At 68.7% G+C, this 23,659-nt stretch carries 24 protein-coding genes; 13 read left to right on the top strand and 11 right to left on the bottom strand.

Annotated elements, in window-relative coordinates; translation table 11 throughout:
* Nucleotides 1-4 precede the first annotated feature (4 nt).
* The 4 genes from EDF39_RS16255 to EDF39_RS16240 are packed head-to-tail and all read left to right on the top strand — an operon-like array spanning nucleotide 5 to nucleotide 3,472.
* Nucleotides 5-958 carry an ABC transporter permease gene (locus tag EDF39_RS16255; protein WP_123944743.1) on the top strand — a complete coding sequence of 318 codons (954 nt, stop codon included), beginning with the start codon at nucleotides 5-7 and terminating at the stop codon, nucleotides 956-958.
* A 5-nt stretch (nucleotides 959-963) separates the two neighbouring features.
* Entirely contained in the window at nucleotides 964-1,875 is a 912-nt protein-coding gene (locus EDF39_RS16250; protein ID WP_370275200.1) for an ABC transporter permease, read from the top strand.
* On the top strand, nucleotides 1,872-2,663 hold the full coding sequence (locus EDF39_RS16245; RefSeq protein WP_123944740.1) for an ABC transporter ATP-binding protein: 792 nt from the start codon (nucleotides 1,872-1,874) through the stop codon (nucleotides 2,661-2,663). Before EDF39_RS16250 ends, EDF39_RS16245 begins: the two co-directional genes overlap by 4 nt.
* Entirely contained in the window at nucleotides 2,660-3,472 is an 813-nt protein-coding gene (locus tag EDF39_RS16240; RefSeq protein WP_233573173.1) for an ATP-binding cassette domain-containing protein, read from the top strand. Before EDF39_RS16245 ends, EDF39_RS16240 begins: the two co-directional genes overlap by 4 nt.
* Nucleotides 3,473-3,616: 144 nt before the next feature.
* Here EDF39_RS16240 and EDF39_RS16235 read toward each other — a convergent pair whose 3' ends face one another.
* Nucleotides 3,617-5,044 (bottom strand): amidase, encoded by a 1,428-nt coding sequence (locus tag EDF39_RS16235; protein ID WP_123944738.1) that lies wholly within the window; start codon nucleotides 5,042-5,044, stop codon nucleotides 3,617-3,619.
* 176 nt (nucleotides 5,045-5,220) lie between these two features.
* On the opposite strand from EDF39_RS16235, the gene EDF39_RS16230 reads away from it, so the two are divergent.
* The gene (locus EDF39_RS16230; RefSeq protein WP_123944736.1) at nucleotides 5,221-6,357 is read left to right on the top strand and encodes a hypothetical protein; all 1,137 of its coding nucleotides are present in this window, start codon (nucleotides 5,221-5,223) and stop codon (nucleotides 6,355-6,357) included.
* A 114-nt stretch (nucleotides 6,358-6,471) separates the two neighbouring features.
* Nucleotides 6,472-8,286: a chaplin family protein gene (locus EDF39_RS17650; protein WP_123944734.1), complete on the top strand. Its 1,815-nt coding sequence runs from the start codon at nucleotides 6,472-6,474 to the stop codon at nucleotides 8,284-8,286.
* 166 nt (nucleotides 8,287-8,452) lie between these two features.
* On the opposite strand, the gene EDF39_RS16220 is transcribed toward EDF39_RS17650, so the two are convergent.
* The 5 genes from EDF39_RS16220 to EDF39_RS16200 all read right to left on the bottom strand — a co-directional run bounded on the left by EDF39_RS16220 (nucleotide 8,453) and on the right by EDF39_RS16200 (nucleotide 11,999).
* Nucleotides 8,453-9,064, bottom strand: a complete 612-nt coding sequence (locus EDF39_RS16220) for a GNAT family N-acetyltransferase (protein WP_123944732.1) — start codon at nucleotides 9,062-9,064, stop codon at nucleotides 8,453-8,455.
* Between the two features lie 239 nt (nucleotides 9,065-9,303).
* Entirely contained in the window at nucleotides 9,304-9,999 is a 696-nt protein-coding gene (locus tag EDF39_RS16215) for a uracil-DNA glycosylase (protein WP_123944730.1), read from the bottom strand.
* A 7-nt stretch (nucleotides 10,000-10,006) separates the two neighbouring features.
* Nucleotides 10,007-10,750: a Type 1 glutamine amidotransferase-like domain-containing protein gene (locus EDF39_RS16210; RefSeq protein WP_123944728.1), complete on the bottom strand. Its 744-nt coding sequence runs from the start codon at nucleotides 10,748-10,750 to the stop codon at nucleotides 10,007-10,009.
* The gene (locus EDF39_RS16205) at nucleotides 10,747-11,325 is read right to left on the bottom strand and encodes a phosphoribosyltransferase (RefSeq protein WP_123944726.1); all 579 of its coding nucleotides are present in this window, start codon (nucleotides 11,323-11,325) and stop codon (nucleotides 10,747-10,749) included. The genes EDF39_RS16210 and EDF39_RS16205 overlap by 4 nt, the downstream gene beginning before the upstream one ends.
* Nucleotides 11,326-11,360: 35 nt before the next feature.
* The gene (locus tag EDF39_RS16200) at nucleotides 11,361-11,999 is read right to left on the bottom strand and encodes an alpha-ketoglutarate-dependent dioxygenase AlkB (RefSeq protein ID WP_123944724.1); all 639 of its coding nucleotides are present in this window, start codon (nucleotides 11,997-11,999) and stop codon (nucleotides 11,361-11,363) included.
* A gap of 77 nt (nucleotides 12,000-12,076) precedes the next feature.
* Between EDF39_RS16200 and EDF39_RS16195 the strand changes: the two genes are divergently transcribed.
* Entirely contained in the window at nucleotides 12,077-12,868 is a 792-nt protein-coding gene (locus EDF39_RS16195) for a transglutaminase family protein (protein ID WP_123944722.1), read from the top strand.
* Nucleotides 12,869-12,881: 13 nt separating this feature from the next.
* On the opposite strand, the gene EDF39_RS16190 is transcribed toward EDF39_RS16195, so the two are convergent.
* Entirely contained in the window at nucleotides 12,882-13,652 is a 771-nt protein-coding gene (locus EDF39_RS16190; protein ID WP_123944720.1) for an SDR family oxidoreductase, read from the bottom strand.
* A gap of 126 nt (nucleotides 13,653-13,778) precedes the next feature.
* On the opposite strand from EDF39_RS16190, the gene EDF39_RS17940 reads away from it, so the two are divergent.
* Complete coding sequence (locus EDF39_RS17940; protein ID WP_158613252.1) at nucleotides 13,779-14,114, top strand: hypothetical protein; 336 nt, start codon at nucleotides 13,779-13,781, stop codon at nucleotides 14,112-14,114.
* Here EDF39_RS17940 and EDF39_RS16185 read toward each other — a convergent pair.
* Complete coding sequence (locus tag EDF39_RS16185; RefSeq protein WP_123944718.1) at nucleotides 14,051-14,530, bottom strand: DUF1990 family protein; 480 nt, start codon at nucleotides 14,528-14,530, stop codon at nucleotides 14,051-14,053. The genes EDF39_RS17940 and EDF39_RS16185 overlap by 64 nt on opposite strands.
* Nucleotides 14,531-14,692: 162 nt before the next feature.
* Here EDF39_RS16185 and EDF39_RS16180 point away from each other — a divergent pair, with 162 nt between their 5' ends.
* From EDF39_RS16180 to EDF39_RS16160, 5 genes are all read left to right on the top strand, one after another.
* Nucleotides 14,693-16,024 (top strand): bifunctional o-acetylhomoserine/o-acetylserine sulfhydrylase, encoded by a 1,332-nt coding sequence (locus tag EDF39_RS16180; protein WP_123944716.1) that lies wholly within the window; start codon nucleotides 14,693-14,695, stop codon nucleotides 16,022-16,024.
* Nucleotides 16,025-16,108: 84 nt separating this feature from the next.
* Nucleotides 16,109-17,314: a homoserine O-acetyltransferase gene (locus EDF39_RS16175; RefSeq protein ID WP_123944714.1), complete on the top strand. Its 1,206-nt coding sequence runs from the start codon at nucleotides 16,109-16,111 to the stop codon at nucleotides 17,312-17,314.
* A gap of 146 nt (nucleotides 17,315-17,460) precedes the next feature.
* Nucleotides 17,461-18,612: a sensor histidine kinase gene (locus EDF39_RS16170; protein ID WP_123944712.1), complete on the top strand. Its 1,152-nt coding sequence runs from the start codon at nucleotides 17,461-17,463 to the stop codon at nucleotides 18,610-18,612.
* Between the two features lie 25 nt (nucleotides 18,613-18,637).
* A complete protein-coding gene (locus tag EDF39_RS16165) occupies nucleotides 18,638-19,894 on the top strand; it encodes a hypothetical protein (RefSeq protein WP_123944709.1) in 1,257 nt (418 codons plus the stop codon).
* Between the two features lie 80 nt (nucleotides 19,895-19,974).
* The gene (locus EDF39_RS16160) at nucleotides 19,975-20,652 is read left to right on the top strand and encodes a response regulator transcription factor (RefSeq protein ID WP_255410131.1); all 678 of its coding nucleotides are present in this window, start codon (nucleotides 19,975-19,977) and stop codon (nucleotides 20,650-20,652) included.
* Nucleotides 20,653-20,706: 54 nt separating this feature from the next.
* On the opposite strand, the gene EDF39_RS16155 is transcribed toward EDF39_RS16160, so the two are convergent.
* The 3 genes from EDF39_RS16155 to EDF39_RS16145 all read right to left on the bottom strand — a co-directional run bounded on the left by EDF39_RS16155 (nucleotide 20,707) and on the right by EDF39_RS16145 (nucleotide 23,645).
* Nucleotides 20,707-21,951, bottom strand: coding sequence for an MFS transporter (locus tag EDF39_RS16155; RefSeq protein WP_123944904.1), 1,245 nt, complete (start codon nucleotides 21,949-21,951; stop codon nucleotides 20,707-20,709).
* Nucleotides 21,952-22,086: 135 nt separating this feature from the next.
* Entirely contained in the window at nucleotides 22,087-22,401 is a 315-nt protein-coding gene (locus EDF39_RS16150; protein ID WP_055958657.1) for a thiamine-binding protein, read from the bottom strand.
* On the bottom strand, nucleotides 22,398-23,645 hold the full coding sequence (locus EDF39_RS16145; RefSeq protein ID WP_123944707.1) for a glycosyltransferase 87 family protein: 1,248 nt from the start codon (nucleotides 23,643-23,645) through the stop codon (nucleotides 22,398-22,400). Before EDF39_RS16145 ends, EDF39_RS16150 begins: the two co-directional genes overlap by 4 nt.
* Nucleotides 23,646-23,659: the final 14 nt, after the last annotated feature.

The raw sequence follows: 23,659 nt of genomic DNA, 5'->3' as shown, positions 1-23,659 counted from the left end.
GCCGGTGATCCGGTTCGTCCTGTCGCGACTGGTGCTGCTGGTCGTCGGCCTCGCCGCAGCCAGCGCGCTGATCTTCTTCACGCTGCGGCTGCTGACGGGCGACGTCGCGCAGGTAATTGCCGGCACGCAGGGCACCGCCGAACAGGTCGCCGCTATCCGGTCGTCGCTCGGGCTCGACCGGCCGCTGCCTGTTCAGTACGCCGACTGGATCCTCGGCCTGCTGCACGGCGACCTCGGTCGCTCGATCGTGACCGGCTCGTCGGTGGCGTCGCAGCTCGGCCAGAAGCTCGCCGTCACGCTGCCTCTCGCCGGGCTCTCGCTGGTTATCGGACTCGTCGTGGGCATCCCCCTCGGCGTCGTGTCGGCGATCCGACATCGGCGCCCGAGCGGCACGGCGATCTCGGTCGTCGCTCAGGCAATCGCGGCGATCCCCGCGGTCTGGGGCGCCATGATCCTGATCGCCGTGTTCGCGGTCACGCTGAAACTGCTTCCGACGCAGGGGTTCCCGAGCGACGGCTGGCAGGATCCGGCACGCGCCCTGCGCAGCCTCCTCCTGCCGGCCCTCACGATCGGGCTGATCGAGGGCGCCGTCCTGCTCCGCTTCACCCGATCGGCCACTCTCGGTGCGCTCAACGAGGACTACGTCCGAACGGCCGCGTCGAAGGGCATGACCCGGACGCAGGCCGTCGTGCGGCACGGTCTGCCCAATGTACTGCTCAGCGTCGTGTCGGTCCTCGGCGTCCAGCTGGCAGCGCTGCTCGTCGGCGCCGTGCTCGTCGAACAGCTCTTCGCGCTCCCGGGTATCGGCCGGATGCTCGTCTCCGACGTCGGCGTGCGCGACCTCCCGAAGGTCCAGGGCGAGCTGCTCGCGCTGACGGGCCTCGTGCTGATTCTCGGGTTCGTCGTCGACCTGGTGCACCGCGCCGTCGATCCGCGACTGCGGGAGCCGGGCGAGTGAGCGGCGTGGAGACCGCGAAAGAGGCCCGCACAACCGGGCGCCGGACGCGCCGGGCGCCCTGGTTCGCCGAACTGCTGCGCCGGCCCGCCGGGGTCGCGGCGGGAGCCTGGATCCTGGTGCTCGTCGTCTCGGCGGTCGTCTCGTCGTTCTGGACTCCGCACGACCCGTTCGAGGCCGACCCCGCGTCGATGTGGCAGACCCCGTCGTGGGCGCACCTGTTCGGGACCGACGGCATCGGCCGCGACATCTTCAGCTACGTCTTCGCCGCGAGTCGCACGACGGTGCTCGTCGCGGTCTCGGCCGGGCTCCTCGCCACCGTCGTCGGCGTCGGGCTGTCGGCCCTCGGCTCGCTCACGGCCCGGTGGGTGCGCGAGTCGATGGCCGTCGTGATCGACATCCTGATCGCGTTCCCGACGATCCTCATCGCCATGCTGCTGTCGTCGATTCTTGGCGGGTCGCTGTTCGTCGTCGTCACCGCCGTCGGGATCGGCTACGGCGTGAACATCGCGCGCGTGTCGCGCGCCGAGATCCGCCGTGTGGGGCGCACCGACTACGTGCTTGCCGCTCGCGCGAGCGGAGTCGGACCGGCCGGGATCCTCGGCCGCCACATCCTGCCGAACGTCGCCCCGGTGTTCGTCGTGCAGTTGTCTCTCGCCATGGCGACGTCGATTCTGGCGGAGGCCGGGCTGTCGTATCTCGGCTACGGCGCCTCCGCGTCGACCGCGTCGTGGGGCCGTCTGCTGAACGACCTGCAGGTGTACATCGCGATCCACCCGGGCAGCGTGGTTTGGCCGGGGCTCGCGATCACCCTCACCGTGCTGGCCTTCAATTTGCTCGGCGACGCGATCCGCGAGGTCAGCGATCCGCGACTCCGCACCGCCTCGATCCGCGCCGACCGGCGGAGGAACCACTCATGAGCCTCACCGTCACCGGCCTCACCGTCACCATCGGCGGTCGCACCGTCGTCGACGACCTCTCGTTCACGGTCGCCGACGGGGAGCGCTTCGGTCTCATTGGCGAATCAGGATCCGGCAAATCGCTCACCATCCTCTCGCTGCTGGGCCTCGCCCCCGAATCCGCCCACGTCACCGGAAGCGCCGTTCTCGACGGCACCGAGTTGATCGGCCTCTCCGAGAAGGAGCTCGCGACCATTCGCGGCAACCGGGTCGGCATGGTGTTCCAAGATCCGCAGTCGGCGCTCAACCCGCTCCACCGCATCGGGCGACAGATCGTCGAGCCGCTGCGTCTGCACGCGGGTAGGAACGAGCGGCTGTCGAAGGCCGAGCTGCGCGAGCGGGCCATCGAGGCGGTGCGCGAGGTCGGGCTGCCGGATCCTGAATTTCTCGTCGATGCGTACCCGCACCAGCTCTCGGGCGGGCAACGACAGCGAGTCGGAATCGCGATCGCGCTGGCCTGCCGACCGGGTCTTCTGCTCGCCGACGAGCCGACCACCGCTCTCGACGTGACGACACAGGCCGAAATTCTCGCCCTGTTCGAGCGACTCGTCTCGTCGCGGGGCACCTCGCTCGTCTTCGTCACGCACGACCTCGCGGTCCTGTCGCAGATTGCCGACGACGTGGCGGTGCTCTCGGCCGGGCACGTGGTCGAACGGGGCCCGGTCGCCACGCTGCTCGAAGCTCCGACGCACCCGGTGACCCGGGGTCTCGTCGCCGCCGCCCGCGCTACGACCTGGAGCGCCTCGTGACCGCGCCGTCACCGGGGCTCGGCGGCTCGTCGCCCCTGCTCGTCGGCTCGGGGATCGGCCGAGACTTCACGCTGCCACGCCAGTCGCTCTTCACGCCGGGCGCCACCCGGCACGCCGTGGTCGACGCGTCGCTCTCGGTCGGTGCCTCGGAGAGCGTCGGGCTGATCGGCGAATCGGGGTCGGGTAAGTCGACGCTGGTGCGGATCCTTTTGGCTCTCGCCCCCGCATCCGCGGGAACCGTCCTCTTCGACGGACGCCCGGTCGCGCCGGGACGGGCTGCGTCGCTGCGGTGGTTCCGCAGGCAGACGGGTGTCGTGCTCCAGGATCCGTATGCGTCGCTCGACCCTCGCATGACCGTCGACGCCATCGTCGGCGAGCCCCTCCGCGCCCTTGACATCGCCGGATCGCATCGCTCGCTCATCACGGCCATGCTCGACCGGGTCGGGTTGTCGGCGTCGATGCTCGACCGCTACCCGCACGAGTTCTCCGGAGGTCAACGGCAGCGGATCGCCCTCGCCCGCGCCCTCGTCCACTCGCCTCGTCTGCTGGTCGGCGACGAGCCGCTCAGCGCTCTCGACGTGACGGTTCGCGCGCAGATCCTCGAGCTGCTGGCAACCCTCCGCGACGAGATGGGCCTGTCGCTGCTGATCGTGTCGCACGACATCGGACTCGTCGACCACCTGTGCGACCGAGTGGCGGTAATGCAGGCGGGGCGGATCGTCGAACAGGGCGCGACGTCGGCTGTGCTGCGCTCGCCCGAGCATGCGTACACGCGGCGCTTGATCGCGTCGGTGCCGACGCTGCCCTAGGCCGCCGAGGCCGCCCGGGCTGCGCTGGCTGCGGGGCCGCGCTGCCTGCGGGGTCGCGCGAATCGGCCAGTGTCACAGCGCCGCGGCGCGCGATGTCGGCCGTTTCGCGCGAGGTTGCGTGCCGCTGCTTGGGCGGATGACACGTCACCACTGCGGCGGGTGCCGCCTCTGCCACTTCAACCGCCGCTCGAGCTGCGCCCCGATCGCGAGCAACACGTCTTCGCGGCCCGGCCGCCCGATCAGTTGCACGCCCACCGGAAGACCGTCGACCTCGTGCACCGGGAGCGAGATGGCCGGCAGCCCGGCGACGTTGACGAACGACGTGAACGGCGCGTACTGGCACTGCTGCTCGAAGTTCCGTTCGGCGTCGACCGCGTCGTACCAGCCGTTCGGGCGCGGCGGCAGAGCGAGCGTCGGAGTCAGCACCGCATCGAACCCCGAGAAGGCGTCGATGACCGTGCGCTCGTAGGCGGTCAGACCTGCCAGAGTCGAGGCGAGGTCGAACGCCGACAGGGCACGCCCCTGCAGCACCAGCCAGCGCGTGATCGGCTCGAGCAGGTCGAGGTCGTCGCCGAATGCCGGGATCGTCGACGCACCGGCCTTCCACAAGACGCTGAAGAGCCGCCCGTAGTCGGCCACCGGAACACGCACGCCATCGGGCTCGACTTCGTGACCGACTGCGGCGAGGTGCTCCATCGTGAGGCTCATCGCGGCGAGCACCGACGGGTCGAGACCGATGTCGAACGTGTCGTCCCAGGGGCTCGTGGTGGTGGTCGCGATCCGGAACCGTCCTTCGCCGCGTACCGCCGCGGCGAGGTACGAGAACTCCACGCTCGGCGCAGCCCGCACCGCGTAGAGGTCACGTGGAGGCCTCGAGTCCGGCGACACCATCGCGTCGAGAAGCATTCCGGCATCGGCGACCGTTCGGGCCAGTGGGCCTCCCACGGCGAGACCGCCGAGGCTCGTGAGGCCGGACTGCGTGGGCACCCGTCCGCGCGAGGGTTTCAGCCCGACCAGGCCCGTGGCCGACGCCGGGATGCGGATGGACCCGCCGCCGTCGGATCCTGGTGCGAACGGAACAAGGCCGGCTGCAACCGCGGCAGCCGACCCTCCGCTCGACCCGCCGGCGTTGAGCGACTGGTCGTAGGGGGTGCTCGTCGACCGGCCGATCAGCGACTCGGTGTACGCCGTCAGCCCGAATTCGGGGGTGGTCGTCTTGCCGAGACTGACCGTTCCGGCCGTATCGAGAGCATCGACGATCGGTGACGACGTCTCGGCCACTCGACCCCTCGAGAGCCGCGAGCCTGCCCACGTCGGAACGCCGCGGCGGTCGACGAGGTCTTTGTCGGCGAGCGGCAGACCCCAGAGCGGAGCCGCCGTGCTTCCTTCTCGGTCGAGTGCGTCGGCCCGGGCGCGTGCGAGGTCGGCCGTGACAGTGACGAAGGATCCGACCGAGGCGTCGATCCGCTTGACGCGCTCCAGGTAGTGATCCGTGAGCTCGCGCACGCTGACGTCGCCGCGCCGCAGCCAGTCGTACTGCTCGTGCGCGCTGAGATGGTGGAGTTCGAACATCGATCACGAGCCTAGGGGCCCCGCGTCACTTGCGATGTTCTGCGAACTCCCAGGCACGAATCGTCCGAGCCGGGCGTACTCTGAAGTCACCTTTGGGGCCAACCACCCCGAACGCAGCCCAGCTGCACCAAGAGAGCCAACCACTCTCACTCGATCGACCATGAAGGTGATCGCCCGTGGATCAGACGGTGCGGTGCTCGTCAGAGCACCCGACGGACGGAGTCGCGGCCAGCGGAATAAACCGCTCGGCCCGCACCCCGATCACCGTCGTGCGCCTTCTGCTTCTTTCCGGCCTCGTCGGTCTCGCCCTCGTGGTCATCTCGTTCTTCTTAGGGTCAGGTCAGGCTCATGCCGCCGCCCCCGCCGCTCCCCCATCGCAGCCCGGCTCGGGCTCCAGCCTTGTCGGATCCCTCTCGAAGACCGTCGAGAAGGTCGCGGCACCTGTGTCGACCACCGTCAGCGGAACGGCCAAGACCGCCGGCAGCACCGTCGGTGGCGTGACGAAGACCGTCGAGAAAGCCACCGCCCCGGTTGCGCCGGTGCACAAGGTGGTTTCCGCAGTCGTTCCGGTCGTGCCGAAGGCCGTCGCTCAGGTGGCCACCACCAAGCCGCTCGCCCACGTCGTGGCCCCAGTTGCCACTACCGTCGACAAGGTTGTCGACACAGTGACGCAGGTGGCGCCCCCCGTTGCTGCAGTAACAGGAAAATCCCCGGTCAGCACGGTCACGAAGCCGGTCGCCGACACCGTCGACTCAGCCGTTTCCGGCGTCTCCGACGGTGTCTCACACCCGACGACGCCGATCATCCCGCCGGGCGTCACGTCACCTCCCGCTCCCCACGTCCCGCCCGTCGTGACCTCGAATCCGACCCACGCCGTCCTTGGCGGCGACCCGGTCGCGAGTGTCTCCGAGTCGGCTTCCGCATCTGCGACCGCTCCCGCCGAAAAGGCTCATTCCGCCGCGAGTTCCATCGAGGTGACCTGGGGCACAGCCGCTCCTCGCAGCGCCTCTCTCCTCCCGGTGGCGGCCACCTCGGTGACGGGCGTCTCGACTACGGGATCGACCACGTCGGATCCTGCCGTTCCGACCCCGGCGCACTCCCCCGTTGACCAGCCCGCTCCCGGGCCTGTACCGGCTGCCCCTGCGGGCATGAATGGATCGGCATCGTCGGGCGGCTCCGGATCCGCCGGCGCGATCGCAATGACCGCCGACTTCGGCTACCTCCCCACGCTTGCCCTGCTCACCTCCGGCACGAGTGAACGCAACGCCGTTCCGCTCTCGCCCACCTACGACTCCGACACGACACCCGACTGACGGGCTGCTCGCCCCGCGCTGTGCTCACCGCACGCGCGCCGGGCACACGCATCCCTCCAGCGCCGCGCACTCGCGCTCCGCTCAGTCGAACCATTCGTTACAGGAGTCATCATCATGAACAAGTACGTCTTCCGCGGGCTCATCGGAGCCTGCTTCGTCGGAGGCCTCTGGGCCGTCGGCGCCACGGGGGCCAACGCGGCCACCACGTCAGGATCCGACGGGCTGCTCTCCGGCACCCAGCTCGACGCCGTCGTATCGGCACCCGTCCAGGCCCCCGGTAACGCGGTCAGTGTCGTCGGCGACTCGGTGTCGGGCTCGGCTCCAGCAGCTGCGGCGCCCGTTGCTGCTGCTCCGGCTCCCGCAGCTTCGGCTGGTCCTGCTGCTCCGGCTGCGTCGGCCCCGGCGACTGCTGCTCCTGCAGCGTCGGCACCCACCACGACGGGTGCCTCGGGAATCCTGTCCGGGACCCAGGGCATCGTCTCCGTTCCCGTTCCTGTCACAGTGACGGGCAACGCGATCTCGGTGGTCGGCGACTCGCACTCGGCCTCCGCGGCACCCTCCGCTCCCGCCTCCGCGGCTCCTGCGGCTCCGGCCGCTCCGGCAGCTCCGGCTCCGGCAGCTCAGGCTCCGGCAGCTCCGGCTCCGGCAGCTCCCGCCGCGCCCACCACCTCCGGCTCCGACGCCATCGCCTCCGGAACCCAGGCCGTGATCGACGCTACAGCTCCCGTGACGGTCTCCGGCAACAGCACCTCGGTGCTCGGTGACTCGCGGAGCGCAGGATCCGACGCCCCGGCCCCGGCCACCACGCCGACCTCGCCCGCGACTTCCGGTTCGGGTAGCTCGACGAGCGGATCTGACGGCATCGCGTCCGGCACCCAGATCGTGCCTGTCGTCGGAGTGCCCGTCACGGTCGGCGGGAACGCCATCTCCGTGATCGGTGACAGTTCGTCGTCCGGCAGCTCGACCGGCGGCAGCACGACCGGTACCACGCCGACCACCGGCACCGGCACCACCGCTGGAACAGGAAGCACCACCACTGGTGACGACAGCACCCTCGGGGGCACGCAGATCATCCCCTCCGTCGGACTGCCCGTCACGGTCGGCGGCAACGCCATCTCCGTGATCGGCGACAGCTCGACCGGCGGCAGCACGACCGGAACCACGCCGACCACCGGCACCGGCACCACCACTGGAACAGGAAGTACCACCACCGGTGACGACAGCACCCTCGGCGGCACGCAGATCGTCCCCTCCGTCGCACTGCCCGTCACGGTCGGCGGGAACGCCATCTCCGTGATCGGCGACAGCTCGACCGGCGGCAGCACGACCGGCGGCAGCACGACCGGAACCACGCCGGCCACCGGCACCGGCACCGGCAGCACCACCGGAACCGGCAGCACCACCACCGGTGACGACAGCACCCTTGGCGGTACGCAGATCGCGCCCGTCATCGGACTGCCCGTCACTATCGGCGGCAACGCCGTCTCGGTGATCGGCGACACCAGCACCACCGGCACGACGACCGACCCGGTGACGCCGACTACACCGACCACGCCGAGCGACCCTACGACGCCGACCACACCGACGTCGCCCGCAGAGCCCGGAACCCCGACGCTCCCGACCGACCCGACCGACCCGGTCTCGCCTGCCGAGCCGTCGGATCCCTCGGTTCCTTCTGCTCCCTCGGTTCCTTCCACCGTGCTCGCCACGACGAACGAGGCCGCGACGACAGGTGACTCCGCGAACGGCGGCAGCATCGCCGCAGCGGGACTCGGCGGAACGACGGCCCTGGCCGCAACCACCGCCGTCGCCACCGACGGATCGCTCGCCTTCACCGGCAGCGACTCCACCCTGGCGGGCCTGCTTGCGGCAGCGTTCCTGTTGCTGGGAGGTTTGGCGCTCGCACTGCGAGCTCGAATCCGTCACTGATCAGTCAGGCGGGAGCGGCTGCGCGACCTCATCGGGTCGCGTGGCCGCTCCGGCCTGCCCGGGAGGTGTTCAAAACTCTGGCACAAGTGGCTCGAACCGGCTTGATTGACCGGGTGGTGGCCACTTTTGCCAGAGTTGTGAACGGTGCCGGCCCCGACGCGAACCTCTAGCCCCGGCCGCGCACCGCACGCCGCGATCGACGCGGCAGGTTCTTCTGCATCGTCACCGTGCCGAGCCACCGGTCGAACTTGAAGCCGACCCGACCCATCCGGCCGATCTCGCTGAAGCCGAACGAGGCGTGCAGCCGAATCGACGCGTCGGCACCCTGGTCGCCGATGATCGCGATGATCTGACGCACACCCGCCGCATCGCAGGCTTCGAGCAGCGCGCCGAGTAGCGCACGGCCTAGGCCCTTCCCGGTAGACGCCGGACCGAGGTAGATCGACGTCTCGACGATCGCGCGATTTGCGGCACGGGTCTGCCACGGCACCACATGGGCGTAGCCGAGCAGGGTCCCGCCGGGCGACACCGCCACGAGAAAAGGCAGTTCGAGCTTCTCCGCCTTGGCGAACACTCCGCGCCACTCGGCGAGCTGCTTCGGCGCGGTGTCGAACGTCACGGTCGAGTTCGCGACGTAGAGGTTGTAGACATCTCGGACCGCCGGCAAGTCGGTCGCCACAGCCGGGCGGATCTCGAACGAGAACGGGGCCTCCGCCGCCGGCGGCTTGCGCAAATGGCGCGGGAGCACACGCCGCGGCTGGTATTCCTCTTCGAGCACGCGTTCAGCCTTCCATGTCGGGGGCGTATCCGTGGGCAGAACCGCAGGTCCGGGCCAAGGATCCGCGAGCCGTCACCCACATACCCGCCGCAGGCGCACTCCCCCGAACCCCGCGCCCCCCGCCCCGCGACATCGGCAGAGACCCGCCCGCGCGGCCTAGACCCGCCCGAGTGACTTAGACCCGCCGGCGCGGCCGTGTGCCTACGCCAGCCCTGCGGGTATGTGCCGTTCAGGCCTGTCTACGCCGGACGTACTGCTTCCGGCAAGCGCCAATCGACCGGCTCGGCGCCCTGCTTGGTCAAAAGCTCGTTGACCCGACTGAACGGCTTCGAGCCGAAGAAGCCGCGCGACGCCGAGAGCGGCGACGGATGCACCGATTCGACAGTCGGCGTCGAGCCGAGCAGCGGCTTCAGCTTCTGGGCATCTTTACCCCAGAGCACTGCAACGAGGGGCTTCTCGCGAGCGACCAACGCCTCGATCGCCCGATCGGTAACGGCCTCCCAGCCCTTGCGGCGGTGCGATCCGGCGTCGCCCGGACGCACCGTCAGCACGCGGTTGAGGAGGAGCACGCCGTGCTCCGACCACGAGGTGAGGTCGCCGTGAGCCACAGGCGCGATGCCGAGGTCGTCGTTCAGTTCGCGGTAGATGTTGGCGAGGCTGCGCGGAACGGGCCGGACGTGCGGGTCGACGGCGAACGACAGGCCGATCGGGTGACCGGGCGTCGGGTACGGATCCTGCCCCACGATCACGACCTTCACCTCATCGAACGGAGTAGTGAAGGCCCTCAGAACGGCGTCGCCGGCGGGCAGGTACCCGTGCCCCGCAGCGGTCTCGGCACGGAGGAAATCGCCCAGGTCGTGGATGCGGTCTTCGACGGAGGCGAGGGCCCGAGCCCAGCCCGGATCGAGCAGCTCGACGAGAGAGTGCGTCGTCATCGAGCGGTCAGACGGCCACGCCGAGCGTGCCGACCGACACCCCGACGATTTCGCCGTCGTCGTCGAGCTGGGGTTCGACCCGCCAGACGCTGCCCGTGCCGATGACGCCGAGGGCGCCATCACCGACCACGAGTGCGGTGTTCTCGTCGATGGCGACGCCGCCCGTGACCATTCCCGCCTCGGTTGCCGCGATGAGTCGACTCAGGGTGCCCCATTGAACGGCGTGCACGTCGATAGCGAGGTCGACGAGCCCGAGACCCTGCGCCAGGGTCACCTCGTCGAGGCCTTCGGCCGCATCGGGAGGGCAGACCTCGACCCCACCGATCGTGTAGCCGCCGAGAATGGCGGTGTCGGCAGCGATCATCGCCCCGGCCGAGAAACCAAGATACGGCAGGCCGTCAGCGACGAGGAGTCGCACCTGGTCGATGAGGGGCACCACTGCCTCGAAGTAGGCGGGGGTCGAACCACCCGCGATCACGAGGCCGTCGATGTCGGAAAGCACGCGCGTGTCGAACACGTCGCTCGACACGACCTCGGTGACCAGCGGTTCGCAGGGCCCGATCGAGGCCAGCATCGCCGGGAAACCCGAGCGGAACTCGGACGACGGGACGTCGTCTTCGACGACGACGAGCACAGCGACGCGGGGAACGTCGCGCCCGAGCCGCTTGCCGCGGGCCGCAGCCTCAACGATGAACGGTTCGAAGACAGCGGTCGACTCCGACCAGCCGCCACCCACCAGGTGAATGCTCATGTGCTCACCGTCACCGGGGGCAGTGCGCTCCACGGGAACGTGATCCAGTCGCTGGTGTGACGCCAGACATGGTCGGGTTCGAGAATCGTGCGCGGCTTGGAGTAGAGGCAGACGGTGTGCACGTCGGCACCGTGACCGCGCAGGATGTCGCGGACCAGCTCGAGGGTGCGGCCGGAGTCGGAGACGTCGTCGACGAGGAGCACCCTCTTGCCCGACAGAGCCGGGGCATCGAGCGCGGGCGGCAAAATGACGGGCTTCTCGAGCACGGAGTTGACGCCGGTGTAGAACTCGACGTTGATCGAGCCGCACATCTTGGTGTCGAGGGCGTACGAGATGGCACCGGCGAGAAGCAGACCGCCTCGGGCGATCGCGACGACGACATCGGGGCGGAAACCGCTCGCGAGAACGTCTTGCGCCAGGTCGCGGGAGGCTTCGCCGAATTCGAGCCAGCCCAGGATCTCGCGGGTGGAGTCCCGGGAGGACGTCACGGGGCGGGACGACTGTTCGTCGAAGGAGACCGGCTCGAGGTCGTCAGCACGCACGCCGGGCACGGCGTCATCGGGGAGGGAAACCATGGAGTCAACCGTAGTGGGCGGCGAGGCCGCCGTCATCACGCCGGTCGCGACCACACGGGCCGAAACTGGATGCTGATGCGCGGCCCGATCGCGCGCTTCGTCTTGGCGATCGAGTGCTCGTGCGTGCGTTGGCACGACCCGCCCATGACGACGAGATCACCGTGCCCAACGGGGAAGCGCCGCACCTCGCCACCCGACCGCGAGCGCAGCGCCAGAGTGCGGGCGGCGCCGACCGAGACGATGCCGACCATCGTGTCTCGATCGATGGCGTCGCCGACTTTGTCGCCGTGCCACGCGATGCTGTCGTCTCCGGTTCGGTAGAAGCAGAGCCCTGCCGTCTCGAACACCTGTTGCGGCGGTCGACCGTAGTGGGCGTTGAGGGCGGCCTGGGCCTCGGTGAGTACGGGATCAGGAAAGACGTGGTCGGGGCCGAACCACGAAACGAGACGGGGAACGTCGACGACTCGGTCGTACATCTCGCGCCGGTCGGCCTTCCAGTCGACCCCGCCGGCGAGACGCTCGAACAGTGCGTCGGAGTTCTGCACCCAGCCCGGCCGAACGTCGAGCCAGGCGCCTTCGCCGAGGTCGATCCGCTCGACCGAGCTGCCGAGTGACTCGAGTGTGGGGTCGGCGTCGAGGTCGTCGAAGAGCGAGGTCTGGAACGCGAGTGACATACCTCGATCGTACTGCAGAATTCGAACATATGTTCGATTTCTGGTTCTGGGCTCGCCCTGCCATTTAGGCTTCATGCATGCAGCGGAACGCGTTCTCCCGGATGGTCCTGTCGTCGACCGAGCCCGCCGAGCTGGTGCTCTCGGTGGCCGCTGCCGAGGGGCAGCGAATCACCGAGACGCTGTCGGTCACTCAGGGTGGCAGAGAGGTGCCGATCCGCGAGGTCATTGACGATCGCGGCACTCGCCTTCATGTCGCGCACATGGCTCCGGGTCGACTCGAGATGGACTACCGCGTCGAAGTCACAGGACAGCAGGATCCGATCGCTCTCGGTGCACTCGACAGCATCCAGTACCTGCGGCCCAGCCGCTACTGCGAATCCGACACGCTGTTTCCGACGGCGCGCAGCGAGTTCGCGGGGCTGAGCGGTCTCGACCTGCTGGACTCCGTCGGATCCTGGGTCAACGGGCACCTCTCGTACGTGCCGGGCTCGAGCGCGCCGACCGATGGTGCGGTTCGCACCTTCCTCGACCGGCGCGGCGTCTGCCGCGACTACGCCCACCTCGTCGTCGCACTGCTGCGAGCGCTCGACGTTCCGGCGCGGCTCGTGTCGGTGTACGCGCCGGGCCTGTATCCGATGGACTTCCACGCGGTCGCCGAGGCTCTCATCGATGGTCGGTGGTACGTGATCGACGCGACGCACCTGGCTCCGCGTCAGAGTCTCGTGCGTATAGCTACCGGCCGCGATGCCTCCGACACGGCCTTCCTGTCGTCGTCGGGCGGCTGGGTCAAGCTGCTCGAGCTGGAGGTCGGTGCTGTTGCCGACGTATTGCCGCGCGACGATGTGGCGGAGTTCGTGTCGATCGGCTGATCCGGGTCGAGGGTCAGTCGCGCGTCGTCAGCTCGCCGCGTGTCAGCTTGTACGGCTGCGCCTGCGCTACCGGCTTGATCGTCACCACATCGAGGTTGACGTGGGCCGGCAGCTCGACCGAGTGCACGATCGACTCGGCGATGTCGTCAGCCGTCAGCGGTGCGACGACTCCGTCGTAGACGGCGTCGGCGCGCGCCTGGTCGCCGTCGAACCGCACCAGCGAGAAGTCGGTCTTGACCATGCCGGGGGCGATCTCGATCACGCGCAGCGGCTCGCCGTTAAGCTCGAGCCGGAGGGCCGCGACGAGCGCGTGTTCCGCGAATTTAGCGGCGTTGTAGCCGCCACCGTTCTCGTACGCAATGTGGCCGGCGATGGAGGTGACGGTGACGATGTCGCCGGATCCTGCGTCTTTCGCCCCGGCTCGGAGCGACGGCAGGAGTCCGCTGATCGCGCGCTTCGTACCGAGCACGTTGACGTCGAACATGCGTTGCCAGTCGTCGATCGAGCCCGCCTCGACACTGTCGAGCCCGAAGGCACCGCCCGCGTTGTTGACCAGGGCGTGGATCGGGCCGGTCTCTTCGACGTGAGCGCGAAGAGCCGCCATGTCAGCGTCGCTCGTCACGTCGGCCCGGAACCAGGTCGCGCCCGTCTCGGCGGCGATCTGACGCAGGCGATCTTCGCGCCGAGCCACCGCCAGCACCTCCCAGCCGCGTTCGCGGAACAGCCGAACCGTGGCCTCTCCGATACCCGAGCTCGCTCCCGTGACCACTGCGCGTCGTGCCATACGTCCATCCCTCTTTCGTCGGTGCGTCCACGCTAGCGACTTCGGCGGCGCACCTGTTTCGCCAGAAGGCTCGCCTGTGGACTTGGAGGTCTCGAAGGGTGCACGCCATGAACCCCAGCCGGATCGATTCGATCGACTCAGCCAGCCGCAACGACCGTTGAGCGTGCCTGGCAGTCTTCGCAGCTCGAGGGCGGACGAAGCAGCCGCCAAGCACGAGCACTCCAGCGGAGTTGGGTCGACGGCGAACTCACCTATGCCGAGTTCGGCGCCGAGCTCGACCTGCTGAGGCCGACGGTCGATCGCCGCCGTAAGCGACCCGACGCACTTCGGCCGTTGCGACCCGGCGCGCCACGTCAGTTCGGCCGAACCGCGTCGCCACCCAGGCGACAGGACCGCCTTTACCTCAGCGCACGCAGATACCGACGCCGCGCAACCACCTGCGCCACCCGCAGCAGCGGGTAGAGCCCGCGCCAGGGCTGCTGCGGAGCGGGGCGCGTCAGCGACCGGATGGTGAGAACGACGTCGTCGCCCGAGCGGTGCACGACGAAGGCCTCTTCGCCGTCGACCGGATGGCCGGGCAGCGTCCGATACGAGAAACCGACACGAGACGGATCATCGATTACCTCGACCACCTGAACCGGCTCGACCACTCGCACACCCGCGACCTTCGCCGTCACCGTCACGCGTCGCCCCGCGACCACGGGGCGTCCGTCGTCGACCCGGAACCCGCTTCGGGTCTTCACCTCCCACCGGAGCACGCCCGCGGACGCCCGCGTCCATGCAGCGTCACCCCGCCCGATCACGGCGGAGACCTCCGACCGACGATGACTCGCCGAGGTGGCGGGCCAGGAGGGGAGGGAGGGCGCGGTCGAGTGCATGGGCCGATTGTGGCAAACGTGCTCGCGGATCCTCGTCGTACCCCGTTACGCCGCGTGTCGCCGCCGTGGCGCGCACCGGACGCCGGGCCTACGCTCGCCCCAGAGAGAACGACCGCCCGTTCATCGAGGATCGGCCGGCACCGGAACCCCGAGGAGACCTCAATGCCCGATCAGACGAACGCCTGGAAGTTCGAGACCCAGCAGATCCACGCCGGCGCTCAGCCCGACCCGACGACCCACGCTCGTGCCACGCCGATCTACAAGACGACGTCGTACGTGTTCGACAGCTCGCAGCACGCGAAGAATCTGTTCGCGCTCGCGGAGTTCGGCAACATCTACTCGCGCATCATGAACCCCACCCACGACGTCGTGGAGCAGCGCATCGCCGCTCTCGAGGGCGGCTCGGGGGCTCTGCTCGTCGCGTCCGGACAGGCGGCCGAGACCCTCGCCGTCCTGAACATCGCACAGGCGGGCGACCACATCGTCTCGTCGTCGTCGATCTACGGCGGCACCTACAACCTGTTCAAGTACACGCTCGCGAAGCTCGGCATCGAGACCACATTCGTCGAGAACCAGGACGACGCCGACGAGTGGCACCGCGCCGTGCGCCCCAACACGAAGCTCTTCTTCGCCGAGACCATCGGCAACCCGAAGATCAACATCCTCGACATCTCACTCGTCTCGTCGATCGCGCACGAGGCCGGCGTGCCGCTCATCGTCGACAACACGATCGCTACGCCCTACCTGATCCGCCCGTTCGAGCACGGGGCCGACATCGTCGTGCACTCCGCGACGAAGTTCCTGGGCGGTCACGGCACCGTCATCGGCGGGCTCATCGTCGACGGCGGAAAGTTCGAGTGGTCGAAGAACATCGAGAAGTTCCCCGAGCTCACCGAACCCGACCCGTCGTATCACGGCGCCAGCTATACGGGCGCGGTCGGCGACCCCCTCGCGTACATCATCAAGGCGCGGGTGCAGCTGCTCCGCGACCTCGGCTCGTCCAACTCGGCCGACACCGCCTTCTCGCTCATCCAGGGCATCGAGACACTGTCGCTGCGCATCGAACGGCACGTGCAGAACGCCCAGGAGATCGCCGAGTGGCTCGACGCCCGTGACGACGTCGCCAATGTCTTCTACGCCGGACTGCCGACGAGCCCCTGGTACGCGGCCGCGAACAAGTACGCACCCAAGGGCGTCGGGGCTGTGCTCTCGTTCGAACTTAAGGGCGGCCTCGACGCCGGGGCGGCTCTCGTCGACAACCTCCACCTCTTCAGCCACCTCGCCAACATCGGCGACGTCCGTTCGCTGGTGATCCACCCCGCCTCGACCACGCACTCGCAGCTCACCCCCGAGCAGCAGCTGACGACGGGTGTCACCCCCGGCCTCGTGCGACTGTCGGTGGGCCTCGAAAACATCGACGATCTGAAGGCCGACCTCGACGCCGGGTTCGCCGCCGCGAGGCAGGTGACGACCGGGCTGCTCAAGAGCAGCTGACGCTGGCCGAGGATCCCACGGGGCGGTGACCATCGGGCGTAACAGTCCGGCGGTCGCCGCCTTTTGTTGTCATGCTTGACCCAAATGGACTGGCAGACGACCCCCGAAGACACGGTGCCCTCGCGGGTCATCACGGAGCGCACCCGCCGGACCATGCTCGGCAAGCCACCCGCGACGGGTGCCTGGCGAGACGGCGATCCGGTCGGCGATCGGCTCTTCGTCACTCTCGACGACCTCGAGCTGGAGAGCGGCGAGACGCTCCCCCGACCTCGCATCTCGTACGAGACGTTCGGCACCCGGGCGACCGACGACTCGAACGTCGTGCTGGTGCTGCACGCTCTCACCGGTGACAGCCACCTGGCCGGCCCGGCGGGCGAGGGCCACGCCACCGCCGGTTGGTGGCACGGCATCGTCGGCCCGGGGCTCGCGATCGACACCGACCGCTGGTTCGTCGTGGCACCCAACATGCTCGGGGGCTGCCAAGGATCCACCGGCCCAGCTTCCCTTGACCCGGACGGCCACGAATGGGGCAGCCGTTTTCCGAGACTCACCGTCAGAGACCAGGTCGAGGCGCAGGTGCGCTTCGCCGACGAGCTCGGCGTAGATCGCTGGCACGCCGTGATCGGCGGCTCGATGGGAGGAATGCACGCCCTCGAATGGTCCGTCGGCCAACCGGAGAGAGTGGCGCGCCTCGGTGTGCTGTCGACCACCGCCTCGACGAGTGCCGACCAGATCGCACTCAACACGGTGCAGATCGAAGCCGTCCACATGGATCCCGGGTTTCTCGGCGGCGACTACTACGAGGCCGCCGACGGCGAGGGCCCTTACCGCGGCCTCGCGCTGGCCCGACGGATGGCTCTGCTCAACTACCGTTCGCCCGACGAGCTGAACGCCCGATTCGGCCGGGGATGGCAGAGCGAGCTCTCCCCTCTGACCGGCAGCGGTCGGTTCTCGGTGGCGAGCTACCTCGATTTCCATGGCAACAAGTTCACTCGCCGCTTCGACGCCAATAGCTACGTGAGCCTCGCGCGGGCCATGAACAGCCACGACATCGGACGGGATCGCGGCGGCGTGACCGGAGCCCTGTCGCGGATCACCGCCCGGTCGCTCGTCATCGGCATCGACTCCGATCGGCTGTTCCCACCCCGCGACCAGGTGCTGATCGCGGAGGGCCTCCGCGGCGCGGCCGCCAGCGAGGCGGTGATCCTTCCGAGCGAATTCGGCCACGACGGATTCTTGATCGAAAACGAGGCGGTGGGGAACCACCTTCGAGCCCTACTTGAAGGATGAGCGCGCTTTCCGCCAGAATGAGTCTCGCTCGACACCTTTTTCATCAGCGCGCCGATCCCCCTGTACCGTCCCCCGGCGTGACATCTGTGGAACGATGTGTCTAGGCGCCCTCTCGGGCGGCCCTCTCTTCTGACTGTTGGACTCGAATGGATCTCTTCGCCCAGGAGCGCGATCGTCTTCTCCGGACGACGACCCGCTTTCTCGGGATCTCGGCAACCGTTGTCTCGTTGGTGGCCCTGAGCTACCCGGGCGTGACCGACGTGAGACGGCAAGCTGCCATCGTCTTCTTCAGCCTCGTGATGATCGCTTTTTTCATCATGATCGGCCGAAGCGGCAAAATGCTGTGGGTCGTCTTGGGAATGGCTGCGGGTTTGATCGCCGGGGGCATCGCGCTCGTGCCGGGCGGCATCGACGGGCCTCTTGCGACTGCCGTCATCCCCTTGGTCGGCGGCGCAATCGCCTCCTTCGCGCTCCTGCTCTCCTCGAGCACCAAGCGCGTGCTCCTCGCGGCCGCAGCTGCCGTGGTCGTCGTAGCCGAGGTCGTCATCGGTACGCAGTCGGTCTTCTCCGTGCAGGTCGCCGCCGTGCTCCTCGGTTGGGTGCTCTGCTTCGTCGCCGGATTCTGGATCGGCAACAGCGTCCCCCGCGCAGCCCGCCGCATCTACTCGATCGGAAACGCCCACCGGGCCGAGCGCCAGGCAAGCGAGACCGAGGCCCAACGCCGCCAGGGCGCACGGCTCCTACATGACACCGTGCTCGCGACCCTGACCCTGCTCGCCCACTCGGGTTTCGGAGTCACCCCCGATGCTCTCCGCGCTCAGGCCGCCGAAGACGCCCGCCTGCTTCGCCACCTCCGCCTGGGCTCGACACCGCAGCCACAGGCTTCCGGCGACTACAACCTCGACACCGTCGAAGAGAGCCCCCTCGGCCAGACACTCGAGTCGGTCAAGCAGCGGTTCGGTCGAATGGGCCTGGAAGTCAGCTGGCACGGCACCGGTCAGGTGCTCCTCCCGACCAACGTGCTCGACGCGTTCCTCCTCGCACTCGCCGAGTGCCTCGAGAACGTCCGGCGTCACGCGGGCGTCGTCGAGGCGCACGTCACGATCATCCACGACGACAAGATGGTCCGGGCGATGGTGACCGACGCCGGCGTCGGATTCGAGCTCGAGGGCGTCTCCGAGGAGCGTCTTGGCTTCAAAGAGAGTGTCGTCAACCGGCTGCGAGAGGTCGGCGGCAGCGCCCGTCTCTTCTCTGCTCCCGGAGCCGGCACAACCGTCGTCTTGGAGGCACCGCGATGAGCACTAGCGACCGGAGGCTCCCCGCGTGAGCATCGATGAGAACACCCTCGGCGTGCCCCGACACCGGAGGGCGCCCAGGGGTCTTCCCACCTCTTCGACCGGGGCTCGCTCCATGCGCCAGGCCCAGCAGGCGGGTGCGACCCTCGGTACCGGCTATCTCGGAATGGGCGCCGCCGCCGTCGCGGCCCTGCAGGCGATCTACGGCCTGATCTTCTTCCTGGTGCACCTCTCCTCGTATCCGGTGGCCGCGCCCGCCATCGTCGCCTGGCTCGTCTACCTCGCCGCATTCATCGGAGTGGTCACCCTCGTCGCCATCCAGGGCGAGCGCCTGACCGGCCCAGTGATGATCGGCCTCTGCGCAGCCCTCGCTCTCGTGGTCGTCCTCGACTTCATCGCCATCTGGCCCCTCCACAACGTCGGGGCCTACGCCACCGCCAGCATCTCGGTCGGCTTCGGCCTCCTCCCCCTCATCACCCTTCGCCCGGCCCGCGAGCTCATCATCGCAACGGCAGCCCTGTTCGTCCTCCTCGTCGGCGCAGTGATCTTGACCACGCCGATCGACCGGGTGACGTTCCCGCAGCAGGTCGCCACGATCGCCCTGGCCGTCCTGCCGCCCGCCATCGCCACCTATGCCGTGCAGCGCTTCCGCGGCATGATCCAGATCGAGCTCGACCGCGTCCTCGTGCAGTCGACCGTCACCCAGCCGCGGTTCGCCGTGGGAATGCTCGCGAGCGACGAGTTGGCCCGTCTCGACCTCGCCGCCGAGAAGCTGCTCGACGGAGTGGCCGTAGGCGACATCCCACTCCCTCTCGAACCGCAGGTTGCCTCCACCGCCGCTTCGCTCGCGACCGAGTTGCGCCTCCACCTCATCGAAGGCCGACGCGAGACCTGGCTGTATCACGCCGTCACCGAATCCGAATACCTGGGCCGAGCCGTCAAACTTGCCGATCCGTCGTCTCTCGCGGGCCTGCTGACCCCCGAGCAGCGCGACGGGCTCCTCCAAGCCGTATGGCTCCTCCTGGGCGATCGCCGCACCCGCGCCGCCGGCACGAGCATCACTCTCACCCTGGGCCCCATCGGCACGTCGAACTCGATCGCGTCTCTTGCGGGACGCACCATCGACGTCCCGATCGACGTCACCTCGACGGGCATCCGCCGCAACCGGGTCACCCCCGCCACCTGGAACGCCCTGAACCGCGTCGGTGACTTTCAGACCTCAACCCACCAGGGCAGTCTGCGGCTCGCCATCAGGTGTTCCGTCGAGAACCCTGCAGACGCCTAACATGAGCGCACCGGGTGTTCCCTGTGCGCGTCACTACGCCTCGCGGCTTTCCGAAGCCACCCATCGAAAGAGAGAAACCAGTGCCTGACTCCGAAGGACGAATTCGTCTCGCCCTCGTCGACGATCACAAGATGCTGCTCGGGGCCCTGAGCGAATGGATTCGCGGCGCCGCAAGCGACATCTCCATGGTCGCCGCGGTCGCCTCCTGGCCCGAGCTGCTCACGCACCCGGAGTTTCCGGTCGACGTCGTCCTCCTCGACCTCGACCTCAAAGACAACCTCCCGATCTCTCTCAAGATCTCGACTCTCAAGACGGCCGGCGTCAAGACCGTCCTGATGAGCACCTACTCCGAGCCGAATGTGGTCCGCGAGGCACTCGCCGCCGGTGCCCTCGGCTACCTCGTCAAGAGCGAAGACGCCGAGATGATCGTCGAGGCGATCCGCACGGCCTCGATCGGCGAGTCGTACATCTCGGCCGAGCTCGACCTCGCCCTGAACGCCTCCGAGGTCGGCGGTGTGCCGAAGCTCTCCGCCCAGGAGCGCCGCGTCATGGCCCTCTACGGCGGTGGCGAACCCGTCAAGGCGGTCGCGTACCAGCTCGGCATCTCCGAAGAGACGGCGAAGTCGTACCTCAAGCGGATCCGCGAGAAGTACCGCGTCGCCGGCTTCGACGTGGGCACCAAAGTCGCCCTGCGGAAGCGCGCCATCCAAGACGGCATCCTGCTGCAGACCGACGACGCCGGGCCGACCGGCTTTTAGAACCCACACTGTCGATCCACGTCTTCTCGACCGAGAAGACGTGGATCGACGTCGTTACAGGCCGGCGACGGGCACCGGCTGAGTTCGGGGCGAAGGATCCGCGGAGCCGATCGACGAACCGCCGGATCCTGCGCTACCCGACCCAGAGCCGCCCCGTCCCCGCCGATCGACCGCGAAGCTGATCGTCACGAGCACGACTCCGGCCGAGGCCAGGATCGCCCCGACCCACGCGGGAGAACCCACTCCGAGGCCTGCTGCGAGGACGACCCCGCCGAGGTAGGCGCCGAGGCTGTTGCCGAGGTTGAACGACGAGTGGTTAAGCGCTGCACCGATCACCTGCGCGTCGCCCGAGACCTCCATGAGGCGCGACTGGATGGCCGGGTTGATCACCGAGCTGAAGAAGCCGAGCAGGAAAGCGAAGACGAAGATGCCGATCAGCATCTCGCTGGTCAGCGCGTAGCCGATCAGCGCGACCAGGAGCCCGCCGAAGCCGAAGTAGATCGTGCGGCGGAGGTTGGTGTCGGCACCCCAGCCGCCGAGCAGGTTGCCGATGGTCATGCCGACGCCCACGGCGACGAGCACGAACGGCACCCACCCCTCGGGCATGCCGGCACCCTCGGTGACGGCGGTCGACACGTAGCTGTAGACGGCGAAGAACCCGCCGAACCCGATGGCGCCGACACCCATCACGAGCCACACCTGCGGGCGGCGGAAGGCGCTGAGCTCGCGCCGGATCGAAGCCCCCTCGGCGGCCGGCTGATGCGGCAGCGCCAGGGCCACGGCGAAGAAGGTGAGAGCGAAGATGAGGGCTACCGCGCCGTAGGCCACCCGCCAGCCGGCTGCCTGGCCGAGTGCGGTGATGAGCGGGACGCCGACGATGTTGGAGATGGTGAGACCCGCCATGACGAACGCGACGCCCTTGCCGCGATTGCCCGGGCCCATCAGATTGGCCGCCGCCAGCGACGCGATACCGAAGTACGCCCCGTGCGGGAGCCCGGCGACAAAGCGTGCGAGCACGACGAGCCTGAACGACGGCAGAATCGCACTCGCGATCGTCCCGACCAGGAACGCGGCGAGCAGAATCAGCAGCAGCTTCTTACGCGGCAGGTGCGACGTCGTCGCCGCGATGGTCGGGGCACCGACCACCACCCCGAGCGCGTAGGCGCTGATCATGATGCCGGCGTGCGCGGTGGCGTCTTCCACCGAACCGGCGTAGAGGCCGGGCAGGAGGTCGCGGGCGATGTTCGGCAGGAGCCCCATGGCGACGAACTCGGTGGCACCGATGCCGAAGCCGCCCATCGCGAGGGAGAGAAGCGCGAAGCGCCTCCGGCGGGGTGAGATCTGAGGCACGGGAAGGCAGCCGTTTCGTCGTCGGAAAGGGGATCGACAACTTACCGTCGAGTCGTGCGGGAGCGGTTGTTCTCCCAGTTGATTCTAAGCCTCGCCAAGAGCCCGTTCGAGTCGCTCGATCTTGCCGTCGAGCTCGCCGGTGTGCCCCGGACGAATGTCGGCCTTCAGCACGAGAGAGACGCGACGCCCGAACGGCGCCACGGCCTCGGTCGCTGCCTTGACGACGGCCATCACCTCATCCCACTCCCCCTCGATCTCGGTGAACATCGACGAGGTGCGGTTCGGCAGGCCGGAGTCGCGCACGACCTTGACGGCTGCGGCCACTGCATCGTGTACGGAATCGGGCTCGGAGCCTGCGGGCGGCCCACCGGAGGGAGAAACGCTGAATGCGACGATCATGGCTCCATCCTCGCATTCGTCGCCCCGACCCCGCCGAAGTTCTCCGCAGGGCGGCCAGCGACGACGATCGCCCGCGCGGCGACGACGAGGAGAGCCACGAGAAGCACGTTGCGGAGGGTTGCGACGACGACCATCCACGGCAAGGCGACCACCAGGGCGTCGTACTGCCAGGGGTAGATGACCTGGGTGAGGCCGGCGATCGGCACGGTGAGAATGCTCGGCGCTGTGAAGCGACGGCCGAGAGTCGCGAGTCCGAGCACCACCGGTGCCGCGAGCCACGCCTCGTACTGAGGCGACCCCACCTTGTTGGTGACGATGAAGGCCGTGGTCAGGGCGAGGGCGAGCGGGGGCAGCAGAATCACGGCCGGTGCCCCGCGGCGAGTGGCGACGACGCCGAGGGCGATGAGCAGCAGCAGCACCAGCACCATGATCGGCGTCGTGGCGGCGGCAGCCAACGCTGAGCCGGGCCCCGTGACCTGGTACGTGAGCAGCGTCTGATCGAACGTGGTCGATACTCCCGGGGCTCCGAGCGCCTCAGCCCACAGCCAGAACGTGGTGATCGGTGCCTCCAACTGCAGCCCGCGCCCGGTCTGCTTGCCGACGAACCCCGCGATGCCGGCCAGGTTGCCCCCGCCGAGCACAGCGGCGAGCACGATCGCAAGGCTCGTCGTGGCGGCGGCGGCGAGCACCCGGATCCTTCGTTTTTCGGCGATCACGACCGCCAGAATCAGGGCGAACGGCCAGACCTTGATCCAGGTGGCCAGAGCGAGGAGAACGCCCGCCACCCCCGGGCGCCGAGCGGCGACGAGCAGGCCCGCGATCGCGAGCGGCACTGTGATGCTGTCGATCCGACCGACGGCGATCGGCCCGAGCGCCAGCAGGTAGGCGAGCCACCAGAAGCCGGCGACGAGGTGTCGCCGAGATCGGCCGCTGACGATGACCCCGAGGGCAATGGCGTCGAGCAGCGCCACCAGCACGAGCCACGCCTCCGAGTAGTGGTCGAAGCCGGCAGCCGCTGCGGCGAGCATGGGCACGAGTGCGGCCGTCGGGTACACCCAGGCGAGGTCGACACCGACCCAGCCGTCGCCGAGAGAACCCCGAAGGATCCAGTCGCGATACACGGTCGACACGTCGTTCAGGGGCGTGTGCGGGCCGTTCCACACGGCGACCGACAGCCACGCGTGCACCGCCAGAAACGTGACCCAGAGCAGCACCATCGGCAGGAGGGCTCGAATGCGGGTCACCCTCGAAGGCTAGC

The sequence above is a fragment of the Frondihabitans sp. PhB161 genome (genome assembly GCF_003814635.1).
Lineage (GTDB): Bacteria > Actinomycetota > Actinomycetes > Actinomycetales > Microbacteriaceae > Frondihabitans.
Note: the sequence above shows the minus strand (reverse complement) of the source record. Positions and strands in the feature narration are given on the sequence as shown.